Below are 14,648 nucleotides of genomic sequence, written 5' to 3'. Positions count from 1 at the left end.
TGTTCGACGAGTCAGCGTCGCCGGGACCTGCGTACGGTCGCTTCGGGGAGGTCCCGGGGATGCTGGAAACCTGACACTTCGGCGGGCCGTTCGGCTGTGGGGGAACTCCCTGAGATGCCGGTTCCTGCGAGGTAGCGGACGAGTTGGGTGCGGGAGCGGACGCCCAGTTTCCGGTATGCGCTGGAGAGGTGGGTCTCCACCGTTTTGCGGGAGACGAACAGGGCCGCTGCGGCTTCCGGGTTGCTCAGGCCGTCGGCGACCGCGCGGGCGACCTGGAGTTCGCGGGGTGTCAGGGAGGCCAGGACCAGCGCCGGGTCCGGGTTGGGACGTTCTCCCGCCGCGGACAGCAATGCCGCCGTACGCGCACAGAACGGTTCCGCGCCGAGTCGCCGGAACGTGGACATCGCGTCGACGAGCAGCGGGGTGGCCCGGGTGTGCAGTCCGTGGCGGGTGAGGAGCTCGCCGTGGGCGAAGGTGGCGCGGGCGCGGGCGAAGGGCTGGTGGGCGTACCCGTCGAGGGCCTGGCGGAACCAGATTTCTGCCTCGTCGGGATCCGTGGTGAGGGCTCCGCGCTGGGCTGCCACCGCGGCGCACACGCTCGGCAGGGTGCTGCTGCGTTCCAGGGCCTCGAGCTGTTCGCGGGCGCGGTCGAGGTCGCCGGTCAGCCGGTACGCCTCGACGAGGTCGGCCGACCACGATGCCATGACCGGGTTCTGGGCTCCGGAACGGTCCGCGAACTCGCGTACGGCTTCGAGGCTGGCGACCGCGTCGGCGGCATCTCCGGCGGCGAGGTGGCGCAGCCCGAGTGCCGAGCCGTGGAACACGGTCAGGCCCGCGACGCCGGAGGGGCCCGCGATCCGGGCTGCTTCGGCGAGGTGGATGTCGGCTTCGGTCAGCCGGCCCAGGGACGCGGCGTACCGGCCGAGGACGACCAGGGCGAGCCCGGTGGTGGAGACGTCGCGGAGTTCCCGGGCGAGGCGCAGGGCTTCGTCGGCTTCGGCGTACCCGATGAGCCAGTCCCCGGTGGTGTGCCGCAGCATCGCGGTGAAGACCAGGGCCCGGGACAGCGGTCCGAGGGCGCCCGCGCGACGCGTGGCTTCGGTGACCGCGGTCAGGGTGGCGCGGGCCCGGTCCGGTTGGTCCAGCCAGAGCCGGGTGAGGCCCACCATCGCGAGGTCCTCGGCGTCGTCAAGCGGGTCGAGCCCGTCGAGGAAGTCCCGCTCCTCGTCGAACAGCCGCTGTCCTTCGGCGACCCGGCCGCGCACGACCAGCGCCTCGGCGAGCAGAATCCGCGCCGGCGCCAGGGCGGGCGTCGCCACGATGGTGCCCGTGCCGGTGAGCAGGGCGACGGCCCGGTCGGCGTAGCTGACGGCTTCGCGGACCCGGCCCTCGGTGAGTGCGGGGTTCACCGCCGCGCACCACAGGGCGGCCGCGCGGTGCGGGTCGGTGGCCAGGACCTGACGGGCGGCCCGGGACAGCACCTGCTGGGCGGTGGCAGGTGCGCCGCAGCGGTTCAGCACCCAGCCGTACGCGAGAGCGACGTCAGCGCGCAGCGCGGGGTCCTCGGCCGCGGGCAGGGCCTCGCCGAGCCAGCTGGACGCCTCCGGCAGGTGACCGCAGACCTGCGCGTCGTTGGCCGCGACAACGAGCCGGCGGACCCGGGTCCCGCGGTCGCCGGTCAGCTCGGCCGCACGGTGCATGGCCCGTGCCGCGGCGGCGAACCCGGCGCGGCGGCGCATCCCGTCGGCGGCGTTCTCCAGCTCGTTGGCGGCGGCCTCGTCCGTGCCGGTGAGTTCGGCCGCGCGGTACCAGGCGCGGGTCTCGCCTTCCGAGGTCGCGGCGAGCGCGTCGTAGACCCGGCGACGGTCGACGGGGGTGGCGGCGTGCCGGACTGCCGCGCGCAGCAGCGGGTGGGTCAGCGTGACGCGGGTGCCCCGGTATGCGAGCAGTTCCGCGCATGTGGCGGCGGCGAGCGCCTGCGAACCGACGCCGACCGTGTCGAGGGCCGCGGTGAGCGTACCCACATCGGGTGTTGCGGAAAGCGCGACCGTGAGCAGAGCGGTCCTGGTTTCCTGAGGCAGCGGAGCGAGCCGCGCCGCGAAAGCGTCCCGCAGGCCGGCGCCGAGCGGCAGCGGATCGGGGAGGGCGACCGCCCCGGCGAGCTGGTCGTCGGTGAGCACCCCGCAGAGCTGGGTCAGCGCCAGCGGATTGCCACCGGTCGCCGACCACAGCCCGGTCCGCACCTCGGGGTCGACCCTGCCGGGGCGCAGCACCTCCAGCAGATCGCCGCCGGCCGCCAGGCTCAGGCCGTCCAGGTGCAGCACCTCGACCCCGGCCGCGAGGAACTCGGGCGGCACCGGGTCGCGGGCGGCGAACACCATCGCGACCGCGTCGTTCTCGATGCGCCGGGCGGCGAACAGCAGGGCGGCCAGCGACGGATGGTCGATCCAGCCGGCGTCGTCGACGACCACGAGCACCGGTTGCCGGTCGGCCGCGGCGGTGAGCATCGTGAGGGTCGCCATGCACACGGCGTACGGTGCGGCGGGCCCGTCGGGGCGGGTCAGCGTGAGTGCCGCACCCAGCGCGTCGGCCTGCGGCCCGGGCAGGTTCGCGAGCCGGGGCAGCAGCGGGCGCAGCAGGTCACCGAGCGCGGCGAACGGCAGTGACGTCTCCGATTCCAGACCCGAGGTGGCCAGGATCGTGACGTCCCGGGCGCGCCCGAGCAGCCGGGTGAGCAGCGCCGACTTGCCGATTCCCGGCTCGCCGGTGAGCACGGTGACGCCGCCGCGCCCGCCCCGCAGTCCGGTGGCGAGGCGGTCCAGCCGGCGCAGGTGCGGGGCCCTGCCGATGATCGGGTGCGCGACCGCATCTGCCCTGAACGGCATCCGGTCCCCTTACGACAGCGACCGGCACAGGGCCGGCGGGGTGCCCTCGGCCCACAGCTTCAGCGCGGCCGGGCCGGGCTCGCGCAGTGCCTTGATCCGTTGCCCGCGCAGATCCTCTGTGGCAACCTTGGACAGCTTCCAGGCCAGCGGCGCCGGGAGCCCCGGCGAGATCTTCGGGCTGATCCGCAGGTAGCGCCCGGCCGGCGGGTCGACGTCGCAGTCGGCGGCCAGCCCCGGCACCGGGCCGTCGAAGATCGCCTCGGTGCGCGCCCGCAGGGTCAGGTCGTCGAGCTCGTCCGGCCGGTCCCGGGTCAGCGGCGGGACCAGCGTCTCGACCGTGTGGGCGGGCGCGGCGGGCGCGGCGACGGCGGCGTAGTGATTGTCCACCTCCAGGAAGACCGGCACGATCGGCGCCGCGCCACCCGTCGCGTTGTGCGCGGCGATCAACTTCTCCAGGCGCGGCCACACATCCAGCAGCAGGCCCATGCCGGTGTTGTCCGCGTAGCCGCCGTCGACCACGGCGATCCGGGTGGCGTCGGTGCCGGTGCCGGCCACCTGATCGGCGCAGCGGTAGAGCTGCCCGGACGGCGACACCCACGGGAACCGCGCGGAGAGCAGCGCCGCCGTCGCCCGGGAGATGCCCGAGCCGGGGCTGCCTCGTTCCGGCCCGCACACGTAGTCGAGCAGGTCCGAGACGGCGGGTGCGTCCTGCTGGCCGGCTCCCTCGTGGACGGTGGTGCAGCTGCTCTCCTGCCGGTGCACCACGGGGTCGGTGATCCGCAGCCCGCCGACGTTGAGCCGGCACCCGGTCTCCACCTGCGTACCGGTCAGCAGCGGCACCGGGTCGGTGCCGCCGAGCCCCCAGCTGCCGCCGAGGAAGTCCCCGCCGAGCCCCGGGACGTGGTGCGTCCAGCGGTTCTCGAGCCGGCGCGCGCGGTCCTGGCCGTGATAGCCGAGATAGCTGCGGGCCAGGTCCACGGTGAGCAGCCAGGCCAGCGGGTCGGTGAGGAAGTCCGGCCGGGCCAGCTCGGTGTCGTACCAGGTGGCGTCGCGATCGCCGGCCAGGCCGCCGATCCAGGCGAGCTCGCCGAGGCTCCCGCCGGACGCGCCGCCGACGGCGAAGACCCGGTTACTGGCCGCGGCCCCGGGACAGCTCGCCGCCTGACCGGGGAAAAGATCGGACAGGCTCGAGGCCGTCCAATAGGCCGCTCTCAGACCGCCTCCGGGCGCGGAGACCAGCACCATGGGTACGGGTTCCTTGTGCGCTGCGTCGGCACAGTTGCGCGCCGCCCACTGCTGGAACGCGACATCCAGGTCGATGCCCTGCCGGATCGCCCCGGACGCCTTACTTTCAGGCATGGGGCCGGATGTCATTTCCGTGGGCAGTAGGCCGGACCGGAAGACGGCGTGACCCGAACTGTCGCTGAACGCCAGCCCGGCCACGAGCGCGGTCAGCACCAGCAGCGTCACCGGCGGCACCCGGGTGAAACCCGCGAGCAGGAAGCTCGGCGGTGCCTCGTGCCGTTCGGAGCGCAGCTGCGCCTCGCCGAGCACGATGATCACGGTGGCCAGGAACGCGGCGACGATCGACAGCGGCCCGATGACGGCCCAGTGCGCGGCGCCGCCGATCAGCCCGAGCGCGGCACCGAACACCACGAGCGGCGCGACCCACTGGTAGCGCAGCTCCAACGCCCGGGGCACCTCGCCGTCCAGCGCGCGCAGCCCCAGGTAGCCGCCGACCGCCGTCGCTGCCGGGGCGACGAGCAGGAACAGTGCGAGCAGGGTCGCGTACCAGAAGGTGCTGGTGCTGGACTGCCCGGAGAGCCGGAGCACCAGCGGGACGGGTGCGAACGCGCCGGCCGCCGCGATCAGCATCGCCACCGGCGCCGCGAGCGCCACGAAACGGGCCATGCGCCGGGCGATGAGATAGTCGGGCTGCTCCGGCTGCGCCAGATCCCGCTGCCTGGCGAGCGTCGCGCCCGTAGCGGGTGGCCGGCGGCCGGCCCAGGCAGCCACTTCGAGCACCAGCACGGCGGTCGCCACCGTGGCGGGAGCACCAAGCTCGCGCCAATCGGCCACCGCGAAGACGATCCACGCCGCGACCGTCGCGATCAGCAGGACCGCCCGCCAACCGCCCAGCAACGGGAACCGCACCGCGAACCGGCTGCCCGGCACCAGCATCGCCACGAGCAGAATCGCGGCCGTGGCGGCCAGAATGAGCGACGTCTCGCGGTCCATACCCCAGCGCAGGATGACCATCGCCGTGCCCGCCGCGACCACGCCGACCCCGATCCAGATCCAGGTCATCCGCAGCTCCTCCCGGCGGCGCCCGGCACTCGCATCGTCCCGCGGGGCGCTCTGGTCGTCCTGCGAGGCCAGCACGAGCCGCCGGGTGATCAGCCATCCGGTGAAGCCGAGCAACGCCGCCCCGGCGACGGCGAACACCCCCCGCCCCGCATCGGCCCAACTGTCGATCCAGCTGCGGATCAGGTCAGCGCCCTGCCCGGTCGGATCACCGAGCAACAGCCCCGCAAACGCCAGCGTCGCACCGATCGGCACCCGCAGCCGTCGCACCGACCACCAGATCGACCCCCACCTGCCCCGCGTGACCCCGCGATCGTGGGCCAGCAGCACAATCACCGCGACCGACAGCACCAGCAACACGATCTTGGCCGTCGTGGCGAGCCAGACAGCGCCGACCACCATGCCGGGCGGAGAGTAGCCGTCCCCGGCATCGCAGGCCTCCCGCACGAGCATCCAGCGCAGCACATCCTCGATCGCGTCAGCAGCCGCCGCGACAACCGGAATCCGCCAGGCCCGCCCCGAGACAGCGATCCGGTGAAACAACTCCCACCGCGCACCGACCGACGCATCCGGGTGCGCCGGCAGATCGTGCAACCGCCGGCAGACATCCACCAGCAACGCCAGACAACAGAGGATCAGCAACCCGTCCACCAGCGTATACAGCGTCGCCGTGGTCACAATGGTCTCGCGAACCTGCGCCTCAGCGGCATGCCACACCCGCAGCAACGACCCGGTACGCGCCATCGCCGACCCCGGCAACAACCCACCGCCGAGCGACTCCATCCCGCCGAACTGGTCGCTGCCCGACTCCTGCACCTGTTTCAACAACGAGTCAACCGACCGCAGCACCCAGTAGAACGTCATCGCCCCCGTCAGGTAGGCGAGCCATCTGAGCCGATACCCCATTCTCCGGAAAGTACCGAACTGCGAAGATCAAGCCCATCGTCCAACAGGTCCCGACCCCGTCAAGCCCTGTCGACTTCCCGACGCCGATCAGCCCACCGATTCCCCCTGCACCCCGATCCCGCGGATAGCATCGGGGCGGTGGATGACGCGGAGCTGGTCAGGGCTGCCCAGGCGGGTGATGCGGGTGCGCTCGGGGTGCTGCTGGGCAGGCACGAGGCCGGGATGCGGGCGGTCGCCCTGAGCCTGCTCGGGTTCGGGCCGGACGCGCAGGACGCCGTTCAGGACGCGATGCTGGTCGCGTTGCGTCGCATCGGCGAGGTGCGGGATCCGGCTGCGGTGGGTGGCTGGCTCAAGACCGTTGTGCGCAACAACTGCCGGACGAGGCTGCGTGCCAATCATGCGCTCCCCGTCGCCGATCCGGGGTGGATGCTGCCACCGGCGGAGTTCGGTGACCCGGCTGTGGCGATCGAGCGTGGGGCGCTTCGAGTTGTGGCACCCCGACGCCGAGATGATCGCGCCGGGTGGGCTGCGCGGCGACCGCGACTTCGCCGTACGCGGCATGTCCGGTGGCCTGTCCGCGGGGGTGGGTCAGCGGCTGCTGAACGTTGCCGCCGCTGACGATCTGCTCATCTGGGAGGTCGAGTTGATCAGCCCGCCGGACGACCCTGCGCACTGCCCGCCGGGTGCGGTGTGGCTGCAGACGTTGCGCGGGGGCAGGGTGAGCCGGTTGAAACTTTTTCATCCCGCCGTCGAACTTCCGGTGGGGTAGTCGCGTCCGGTCCGGTCACATCGTCTACCGATCGGAACATCATGCGCACGTCCCACTTCGAGTTCGAAGGCGTCCGGCAGGTCTACCACGTCGCCGGTCACGGCCCGGTCTGCGTCGCGCACTCGGGCGGCCCCGGCATCGACTACGCCTACCTGCGCTCACCCGAGCTCGAACAGCATTTCACGATGGTCTACCTCGAACCCGTCGGCACGGGCGGTTCCGGTCGGCTACCGGCTTACACCCTTGAAACGTACGCCCGATTCCTCGCCGCCGTGGTCGACCACCTCGGCGAACCCCGCGTGTACGTGCTCGGCCACTCCCACGGCGGGTTCGTCGCCCAGCGCTACGCGCTCGACCACCCGTCGCGTGTCGCGGGCCTCGCCCTCTACGACACGTCACCGATGACCGGCGCGGGGTTCTGGGCCGCCGCGATGCAGGGGCTGGCCGCGTACCCCGCCCGGTATCCGTCCGAGCCGGAGGCCGCGGACGTGCCCGCCGCCCTGCAACGAGCAACGAACGCGACCAGCGACGACGAGATGAGCGCGGGGTTGCGGGACGCGCTGCCGGTCTACTTCGCCGACTTCTGGAACCGGCGCAAGGAGTTCGAGCCGTTCCGTCTGTCCGTACGGGCGTGGGCCAGGCCGGCCGGCCCGGACGACCCTTTCGACGTCCGGGACCGGCTCGGCGAGATCACCGCCCCGACCGTGGTGATCGTCGGCGCGCACGACTTCATCTGCGGGCCGCGCTGGGCAGCCATGCTGCACGAGGGCATTCCCGGCTCGCGCCTGGTGACGCTCGAGGACAGCGGCCACTTCGGTCATCTCGAACAGCCCGACTCCTTCGTACGCGCTATGACGATGCTGGGTGCGCCATCTTGAGTGCCGCGTACACCACGATGTTGTCCTCGTAGTGGCCCGCCGTGCTGTCGAAGTCACCACCGCAGGTGATCAGGCGTAGCCCGGCATAGTTGATCGCACCGTAGACGGCATCCGAGGGAAACTTGTCCTTCGGATACCGCTCCACCTTCGTCACGGCGAACATCGCCATGCTGCCGTCCTCGCGCTCCACGGTCACCGGGTCGCCGGCCTTCAGGGTGGACAACCGGGCGAACGTACCCGGCCGCTTCTTGAAGTCGACGTGCCCGGCCAGCACCGCGGGGCCGAGGGCGCCAGGCGTCGGCGCCTTCGTGTACCACCCGACCGTCTTCGCGTCCCCCGGCACCGCCATGCTGCCGTCCGCCTGCTGACCCAGCCCGACCACCGGCACCGTCACGTTCAGCGCCGGAATCGACACCCGTGTCGGCGCCGACGTACTCATCAACGGCCCGGTGGTCAGCACACCGGTCGCTGCCGCCCCGCCCGTCGTCGCGGCGGCAGGTGCCGAGCCGCCCGGCTGTGCAGCTGCCGTGTCGCTCGCTGTGGGGGCGGCGGCGATCCGTGGCTCGGCCGGGCGCGCTTCCGACCGGCCGCGGACGATCGCGGTCACGCCGGCGATGGTGCAGATCAGGATCAGGGCGGGAAGCAGGTAGCGCCGCACCATGATCAGCGCTCGTCGCTGATTCGGTTGCGTGCAATTGAGTTGTGTGCAATTAAATTGTGCACAACTTTATTGTGCACAACAAAATTGTGCACAACCGAGTTCGCGAAGATCCGCCGGCGCGTGAGGAACGCGGCGCCGAGCAGAGCAGCCCCGAGCAGCGCAATCCCAAGCGCATACATCCCGCTGCCATCGTTGCGAGTACTGCCGTCACCGGTGGCGACCCCGCCGACCGGGACCGACCCGGCAGCAGCACCGGAGACCATGCCGCAGGTGGCGGGGTCGGTGGCTTCCTCGGGGATGCCGGTCAGCCCGGCGGACTTGGCGAGCGTGGACTCGCCGAGGCCGTCCATGTCGTACTTGCTGTTGTTGTTCGCGTCGATGCCGTGCTCGACGATGTGCAGGTCCTTGAGGTGGGCGATGGTGCCGTCGGGCAGGTCGGCGGCGGGGATGGTGCGGTTGTAGGCGAGGTTGCCCTTGGCGTCCGCGAGCGGCATCCGGTCGACCGCGAGGCCGCTGGCCTTGGAGGTGTCGCCCTTGGTGGTCAGCGAGACGAAGATGTCGCCGTAGACGGGCATGCCCTCCTCGGTGCTGACGTAGCCGTTGCCGTCGGTGTCGGCGGACATGTCGGGGCAGTGGAAGTCCATGCCGCCGGTGGAGCCGTGCAGGTGCTGGGCGTGCGGGGAGTTCGGGACCAGGCCCCGGGAGCGGATGGAGATTGTGAGGTCGCCGCGGTCGGTGGCGGTCAGGGTGGCCGTGCCCGACGCGCCGGAGTTGTTCAGCGGGTCGAGCTGGACGTGCACGCTCTCGTCGGCGTGGGCTGCGGTCGGGACGGCGAGCAGCAGGGCCATCGCTGCGGGCACGGCGAGCAGGGTCCGGAACGGTTTCACGGGGGGTTCTCCTTATTGTTTGCGAGGGCCGGGGCCGGGGACGGCCCACGGTGACGCGGAGTTGGTGGGGTCGCGGAAGCCGTCCAGGAAGGTGCGCTCGGTGCTGAGGCCGGCGTTCCAGTCCCGGTCGCGGGTGGTCCAGGTCAGTTCGAACTTCCGCGCGGCCAGCACTTTGTGGCTGTGCAGGCGAGGCCCGTCCGGCGGTTGCCACGAGAACTCCCAGTCGGCTCCGCCGCCGGTCACAAGCAACACACCCATAGAGATCCGTTGGTACGCAGTGAGCGCACTCGCCGCTTCCGCCGTCTCCCAGTACCGCAACGGGTCGCCGGTCACGGGCGGGACGCTGCGCACGGTGAAGGTGCGGGTGCCGTCCGGGTCGCTGAAGCAGACGGTGCCGTCGGGGGTGCTGGTGCGGGTCCAGCCCTGGGGGATCGGGACCTGGAAACCGGTGGTGGACGCGGGTCTCCCGGTTGCCGTCATCGCCGCGCAGCTCACGAGCGCGACGCTCGGGGCGCCGGCCGCTGCTTCGGCGGAGTTGGAGTCGGGGGCGGAGTCGGCGGCGGAGATGGAGGTGGAGTCGGGGGCGGGATCGGCGGGCTCCGTGCGTACCGAAAAAGTGATTGCGGCGGCGACGGCCAGGACCGAACCGACTGCCGCGACGACGACCTTGGTCCGCTTGGGGGTGGCGCGTTTTTCCACAGCGACCGCGGGGAGCGGGAGCGGGACGGCGACGATGCCGATCGCGCGCTCGCTCAGCTTCTGCAGTGCCGCCCGGGTCTGCTTTGTGCCGGGACGCTTCCCGGGGTCGCGGGTGAGCAGGCCGGCGATGATCGGGTGCAGGGGGCCGGGCCGGGTCGTGGGGTCGGGGTCGTCGGTGAGCAGCGCCGCGAGGGCCTCCTTGACGCTCGGCCGGCTGAACGGCGGACGCCCCTCCACCGCGGCGTAGAGCGTCGCGCCCAGCGACCAGAGATCCGATTTCACCCCCGCCTTGCCGTTACGGACGCGTTCTGGGGCCACGTAGTTGGGGGAGCCGAGCATCGGCCCGTTCTCCTGTGTCGCGTCCATGGCCAGGCCGAAGTCGGTGAGCACCACCCGGTCGTCATCGGCGATCAGCACGTTGTGCGGCTTCACGTCGAGGTGCAGCAGCCCGGCGTCGTGCGCCGCGGTGAGCGCGTCGAGCACGGCCAGCCCGACGCGGGCCGCCTCGCGATGGGACAGCGGGCCGTCGCGGGTCACGACCTCGTGCAGCGAGCGCGACGGCACGTACTCCATGACGATCCACGACCGCCCGGTCGCCCGGACCACGTCGAAGACGCGTACGACGTTCGGGTGGTCGAGCCGGGCAGCGGCCGCCGCCTCCTGCTCGACCTGGACCCTGGCCTCCTGCCGGTCGCCGCCCGCGAACAGCTCCTTGACGGCCACCACGCGGTCGAGCAACTCGTCGTGCGCCCGCCAGATCCGCCCCATCCCGCCCGTGCCCACCACCGCGATCAGCCGATAACGCCCGGCCACGGTCATCGGCCCGGGCCCGAACGCCACCCCGATCTCGCTCCTGGTCGCCACCGTCTCCGCACCGCCCCATCCGTCACCCGGACACCATCGGAAGCGATTCGAACCAGATTCACCATCGGCTTGGTACGGATCGAAAGTGATGGCTTTCCTGCCGCTCTATCTGTCGTTTGGGGTAAATACAGTCTTTAGTCCTATATTTTGGACAAACCTGCCGTGCGGTAACGGCGTGATCTTTCTCGGGGGATGTCCGAATGCTGAGGTTCAAACGACCGCGCTCCACGCTGAGCACCAGAATCCCGGCCTGGTCAGGCGTCCTGGCCGCCGCGGTCCTGGCGGTGGGCATCGGCGCGGGCACCCCGGCCGCCGCCGCCCCCGCCACTCCCGCATCCGGCAGAACCGCTCCTGCCGCTGCCAAGCCGGCCGCTGTCACCAAGCCGGCCGCTGTCACCAAGCCGGCCGCTGTCACCAAGCCGGTTGCCGCCGCTAAGCAGGTTGCCGCTGCGAAGTCGGTGCGGGCGCAGAAGTTCGCCAAGGCGACCGCGCTGTGCCTGGTGGCCCGGTCGACCTGCGGCGACACACCCGCGCTGACGTTCGCCGTTTTCGACACCGAGATCGAGGATCACCGGGCGACCGTTTTCACGTTCTACCTGAACCGCTCCTTCACGCAGGATGCCGCGACCGATCTGGGGTTCGTGTTCGCCCTGCCGACCGGCCTGGAGATCGAGGACTACAACGACACCCTCACCTGCGACGGCACGGTGAGCGCCGGCCGGGGTAGCTCAACGATCGAGCTGAGCAACGCGACGATCATCGCGGGCAACACGGGGTGCCAATTCTCGGTGCTGGTGACCGGTACGCAGTCGGGGACCTACCCGCTCGACGGGGACAACATCACCGTGACCACCAACGTCCACAACGTTGCCGGTTCGGCCACGTTGAAGGTCGTGCCGGCGTTGCCGACGCTGTTCGCGATCTTCTCGCAGTCCTCGATCGATGTGCTCTCCACCTCGACGCTGAAGCTGTACCTCGAGCGCACCGACGCCAATCCCACCGCGACGGCCCCCGGCCTCGGCTACACGGTCAACCTGCCGCCGGGGCTGGAGGTCGGCCCGGACAGCGTGGTCTCGAACTCGTGCGACGGGACGGCCACGGCCGCCCCCGGTGCCACTTCCGTCGTGTTGTCCGGTGCGACGCTGGGGGCCGGCAACGACGGCTGCCGGCTGAGCGTCTCGATCAAGGCCACCACCGGCGGTGCCCATGTGCTCGACGGCTCGAACGTGATCCCGCTGCCCACCGTCGACCTGACGATCGGCAACGGATGTCTCGACTCCGTCGGTGGTGTGGCGAACCAACCCGATTGCCTGCCCACCCTGACCGCCAACAAGCTCGAGCAGACCGTGACGTTCGCGCAGCCGGCCGACCTGACGGTCGGCGGCCCCGCCACCCTGACCGCGTCGGCGAGCTCCGAGCTGCCCGTCACGTTCACGTCCGGCACGACGGGCGTGTGCACCGTCAGCGGCACCACGGTTACCCCGGTCGCCGCGGGCACCTGCACCGTCACCGCGGCCCAGATCGGCAGCACCGTCTACGTTGCCGCCACCCCCGTACCGAGGTCGTTCGGTGTCACCGCGGCCAACCCGCCCGTGCTGCAGAACCAGACGGTCTCGTTCACGCCGCCCACGTCGGTCGCGCTCAGCGCCGGCACGCTGACCGTCTCCGCGACCGCGACCTCGGGCCTCACGGTCACCTTCCAGACCGCGACCCCCTCGGTGTGCACGGTCGCCGGCACGACGGTCACGCTGCTCACCGCCGGCACCTGCACGATCCAGGCCAATCAGTACGGCAACGGCACGTACGCCTCCGCGACCCCGGTCCTGCGCGACATCACCGTCGCCACGGCCGCGCAGACGATCACCTTCGCCCAGCCCGCCGCCGCGGAGCTGGCGGACGGCAAGGTGACCCTGAAGGCGACCGCCTCCTCGGGGCTGCCCGTCGCCTTCCAGAGCAGCACTCCCACGGTGTGCACGGCCGACGGTGCCGCGGCAACGCTGCTCACGGCCGGCACCTGCACGATCGCGGCGACCCAGCCCGGCAACACCCAGTACGCCGCCGCCGCGACCGTGACCCGCTCGTTCACGGTCGTCGCCACGATCCCGCCGCCCGCTGCCCCGCGCCGGGTGACGGCAACGGCCGGCGTCTCGTCGATCACGGCCTCCTGGGACGCGCCGGCGGACAGCATCGGCATCACCGGCTACCGCGCGACCGCCTCGCCCGGCCCGGCGACCTGCACGACAACCGGCGAGACCACCTGCGTCCTGGGGGCAACGGCAGGCGTGGCGTACACGATCACGGTCGTGGCCATCAGCACGAGCGGTCCCGGCGACGCGTCCGGCGCCTCCAACGAGGCGACCCCCACCGCCCCGCAGCCGCCGGCGGCCCCGCCGGCCACCAACCTCGACCTGACCACCGACAAGGGCCTGATCAGTACGGCTGAGCCCGGCCAGGTCGTCGTCTTCATCGGTACGGGCTTCGCGCGCTACTCCACCGTCACGATCAGCATCTACTCCGAACCCACGATCCTCGGCACCGTGGTGACCGACGGCAAGGGCGACTTCCGCAAGCCCGTCACCGTCCCGCCGGGCCTCGAAGCCGGCGCTCACACGGCGGTCGCCCAGGGCGTGGCTCCGGACGGCTCGCCCCGCGCGATGAACCTGGCCATCAAGGTCGCCGCAGCCTCGTCCGGCGATGACGACGACCCGGACACCGGTTCCGACCCGGACACCGACGACGGTGACGAGTTGCCGACGACGGGTTCGGACGTCAGCTCCGTACTGCTGGCCGGCCTCGCCAGCCTGGTGACGGGCGCCGGCCTGTTCATGGCGGCCCGCCCGCGCCGGCGTACACAAATCTGATCGGTCTTTGAAGGCGGCGCCGGAAGCTTCCGGCGCCGCCTTCGTCTATCCGGACTGTGACGGGGTAGTCGCAGGCATGCGACTGTCACGGACGGCCCGGATGAGCCCCGCCGAAGAGCGCCTGACGCGCGCCGCTCCCCGGCCCGCCGAAGGGTTCACCAGCGAGACGGTGACGGCCCGTGGCCTGCGTCTGCACATCCGCCGCCGCGGCGTCCCGGCCACCACCGAACCGGCCTGGGTGCTGCTGCACGGCCTGGCGGTGTCGCACCGCTATCTGATGCCCACCGCGGCCGCACTGCCCGGCGCGGTGTTCGTCCCCGACCTGCCCGGCTTCGGGCTCTCCGAGAAGACCCCGCGGGTCCTCACCACCGGCCAGCACGCCGACGTGCTCGCCGCCTGGATGGGCACCGCCGGCATCACCACCGCGAACATCCTCGCCAACTCGTACGGCTGCCAGATCGCCGTCGAACTCGCGATCCGCCGCCCGGACCTGACCGCCGCCCTCGTCCTCGTCGGCCCGACCGTCGACCCGGCCGCGCCCACGTCATCCGCCCAGATCCGCCGCTGGTCACGCGACCTGCTCAGCGAGGACCCCAAGCAGATCCCCGCGATGCTGACCGATTTCCGCGAGGCCGGACCGCGGCGCGTCCTGCGTACCCTCAAAGATGCCGTCACTCACCGCATGGCCCGCCGGATCCCCCTGGTTTCCGCACCGATCCTGGTCCTGCGCGGTCAGCACGACCCCATCGCCCCGGCCTCCTGGGTCGAGCAGGCAGCAGCACTGGCCCACGCCGGCAGCACCGGCGAGATCCCCGGCTCGGCCCACAACGCGGTGACCACCGGCGGCACCCGGGTTGCCGCGCTCGCTGCCGCTTTCGTGCGTGATCCACGTTTGCAACCCGTGAACCCGCTCCCATGAGTGACCGCATCCCCA

The 14,648-nt window shown here is 71.7% G+C and carries 9 protein-coding genes and 1 pseudogene; 5 read left to right on the top strand and 5 right to left on the bottom strand.

Annotation, left to right across the window (positions count from 1 at the left end; all coding sequences use genetic code 11):
* Positions 1–11 precede the first annotated feature (11 nt).
* Together Ahu01nite_RS26210 and Ahu01nite_RS26205 are read right to left on the bottom strand one after the other, a co-directional pair.
* Positions 12–2,885 (bottom strand): helix-turn-helix transcriptional regulator, encoded by a 2,874-nt coding sequence (locus Ahu01nite_RS26210; protein WP_203839286.1) that lies wholly within the window; start codon positions 2,883–2,885, stop codon positions 12–14.
* Positions 2,886–2,894: 9 nt separating this feature from the next.
* Entirely contained in the window at positions 2,895–6,095 is a 3,201-nt protein-coding gene (locus tag Ahu01nite_RS26205; protein WP_203839285.1) for a hypothetical protein, read from the bottom strand.
* 222 nt (positions 6,096–6,317) lie between these two features.
* On the opposite strand from Ahu01nite_RS26205, the pseudogene Ahu01nite_RS51865 reads away from it, so the two are divergent.
* From Ahu01nite_RS51865 to Ahu01nite_RS26195, 3 genes and pseudogenes are all read left to right on the top strand, one after another.
* Positions 6,318–6,431, top strand: a pseudogene (locus tag Ahu01nite_RS51865) (sigma-70 family RNA polymerase sigma factor); the annotation flags it as partial.
* A 112-nt stretch (positions 6,432–6,543) separates the two neighbouring features.
* On the top strand, positions 6,544–6,864 hold the full coding sequence (locus Ahu01nite_RS50595; protein ID WP_239159143.1) for a hypothetical protein: 321 nt from the start codon (positions 6,544–6,546) through the stop codon (positions 6,862–6,864).
* 41 nt (positions 6,865–6,905) lie between these two features.
* Entirely contained in the window at positions 6,906–7,742 is an 837-nt protein-coding gene (locus Ahu01nite_RS26195) for an alpha/beta fold hydrolase (RefSeq protein ID WP_203839283.1), read from the top strand.
* On the opposite strand, the gene Ahu01nite_RS26190 is transcribed toward Ahu01nite_RS26195, so the two are convergent.
* The 3 genes from Ahu01nite_RS26190 to Ahu01nite_RS50590 are packed head-to-tail and all read right to left on the bottom strand — an operon-like array spanning position 7,714 to position 10,853.
* Positions 7,714–8,403: a class F sortase gene (locus tag Ahu01nite_RS26190; RefSeq protein ID WP_203839282.1), complete on the bottom strand. Its 690-nt coding sequence runs from the start codon at positions 8,401–8,403 to the stop codon at positions 7,714–7,716. The two genes, Ahu01nite_RS26195 and Ahu01nite_RS26190, sit on opposite strands and share 29 nt — an antisense overlap.
* Before the next feature lie 2 nt (positions 8,404–8,405).
* The gene (locus tag Ahu01nite_RS26185) at positions 8,406–9,290 is read right to left on the bottom strand and encodes a GVDTG sorting domain-containing protein (protein WP_203839281.1); all 885 of its coding nucleotides are present in this window, start codon (positions 9,288–9,290) and stop codon (positions 8,406–8,408) included.
* A gap of 12 nt (positions 9,291–9,302) precedes the next feature.
* Positions 9,303–10,853, bottom strand: a complete 1,551-nt coding sequence (locus Ahu01nite_RS50590) for a serine/threonine-protein kinase (RefSeq protein WP_239159142.1) — start codon at positions 10,851–10,853, stop codon at positions 9,303–9,305.
* A gap of 200 nt (positions 10,854–11,053) precedes the next feature.
* Between Ahu01nite_RS50590 and Ahu01nite_RS26175 the strand changes: the two genes are divergently transcribed.
* Both Ahu01nite_RS26175 and Ahu01nite_RS26170 read left to right on the top strand, forming a co-directional pair.
* Entirely contained in the window at positions 11,054–13,714 is a 2,661-nt protein-coding gene (locus tag Ahu01nite_RS26175) for a fibronectin type III domain-containing protein (protein ID WP_203839280.1), read from the top strand.
* A 100-nt stretch (positions 13,715–13,814) separates the two neighbouring features.
* Positions 13,815–14,633 (top strand): alpha/beta fold hydrolase, encoded by an 819-nt coding sequence (locus Ahu01nite_RS26170; RefSeq protein ID WP_203839279.1) that lies wholly within the window; start codon positions 13,815–13,817, stop codon positions 14,631–14,633.
* Positions 14,634–14,648: the final 15 nt, after the last annotated feature.

This window comes from Winogradskya humida (assembly GCF_016862215.1).
In the GTDB taxonomy this organism is placed as follows: Bacteria; Actinomycetota; Actinomycetes; order Mycobacteriales; family Micromonosporaceae; genus Actinoplanes; species Actinoplanes humidus.
Note: the sequence above shows the minus strand (reverse complement) of the source record. Positions and strands in the feature narration are given on the sequence as shown.

Excerpts from the sequence above, each read along its gene's own strand:
- Ahu01nite_RS26210 (WP_203839286.1), bottom strand. The coding sequence starts at position 2,885 with ATGCCGTTCAGGGCAGATGCGGTCGCGCACCCGATCATCGGCAGGGCC.
- Ahu01nite_RS26205 (WP_203839285.1), bottom strand. The coding sequence starts at position 6,095 with ATGGGGTATCGGCTCAGATGGCTCGCCTACCTGACGGGGGCGATGACG.
- Ahu01nite_RS26195 (WP_203839283.1), top strand. The coding sequence starts at position 6,906 with ATGCGCACGTCCCACTTCGAGTTCGAAGGCGTCCGGCAGGTCTACCAC.
- Ahu01nite_RS26190 (WP_203839282.1), bottom strand. The coding sequence starts at position 8,403 with ATGGTGCGGCGCTACCTGCTTCCCGCCCTGATCCTGATCTGCACCATC.
- Ahu01nite_RS26175 (WP_203839280.1), top strand. The coding sequence starts at position 11,054 with ATGCTGAGGTTCAAACGACCGCGCTCCACGCTGAGCACCAGAATCCCG.
- Ahu01nite_RS26170 (WP_203839279.1), top strand. The coding sequence starts at position 13,815 with ATGAGCCCCGCCGAAGAGCGCCTGACGCGCGCCGCTCCCCGGCCCGCC.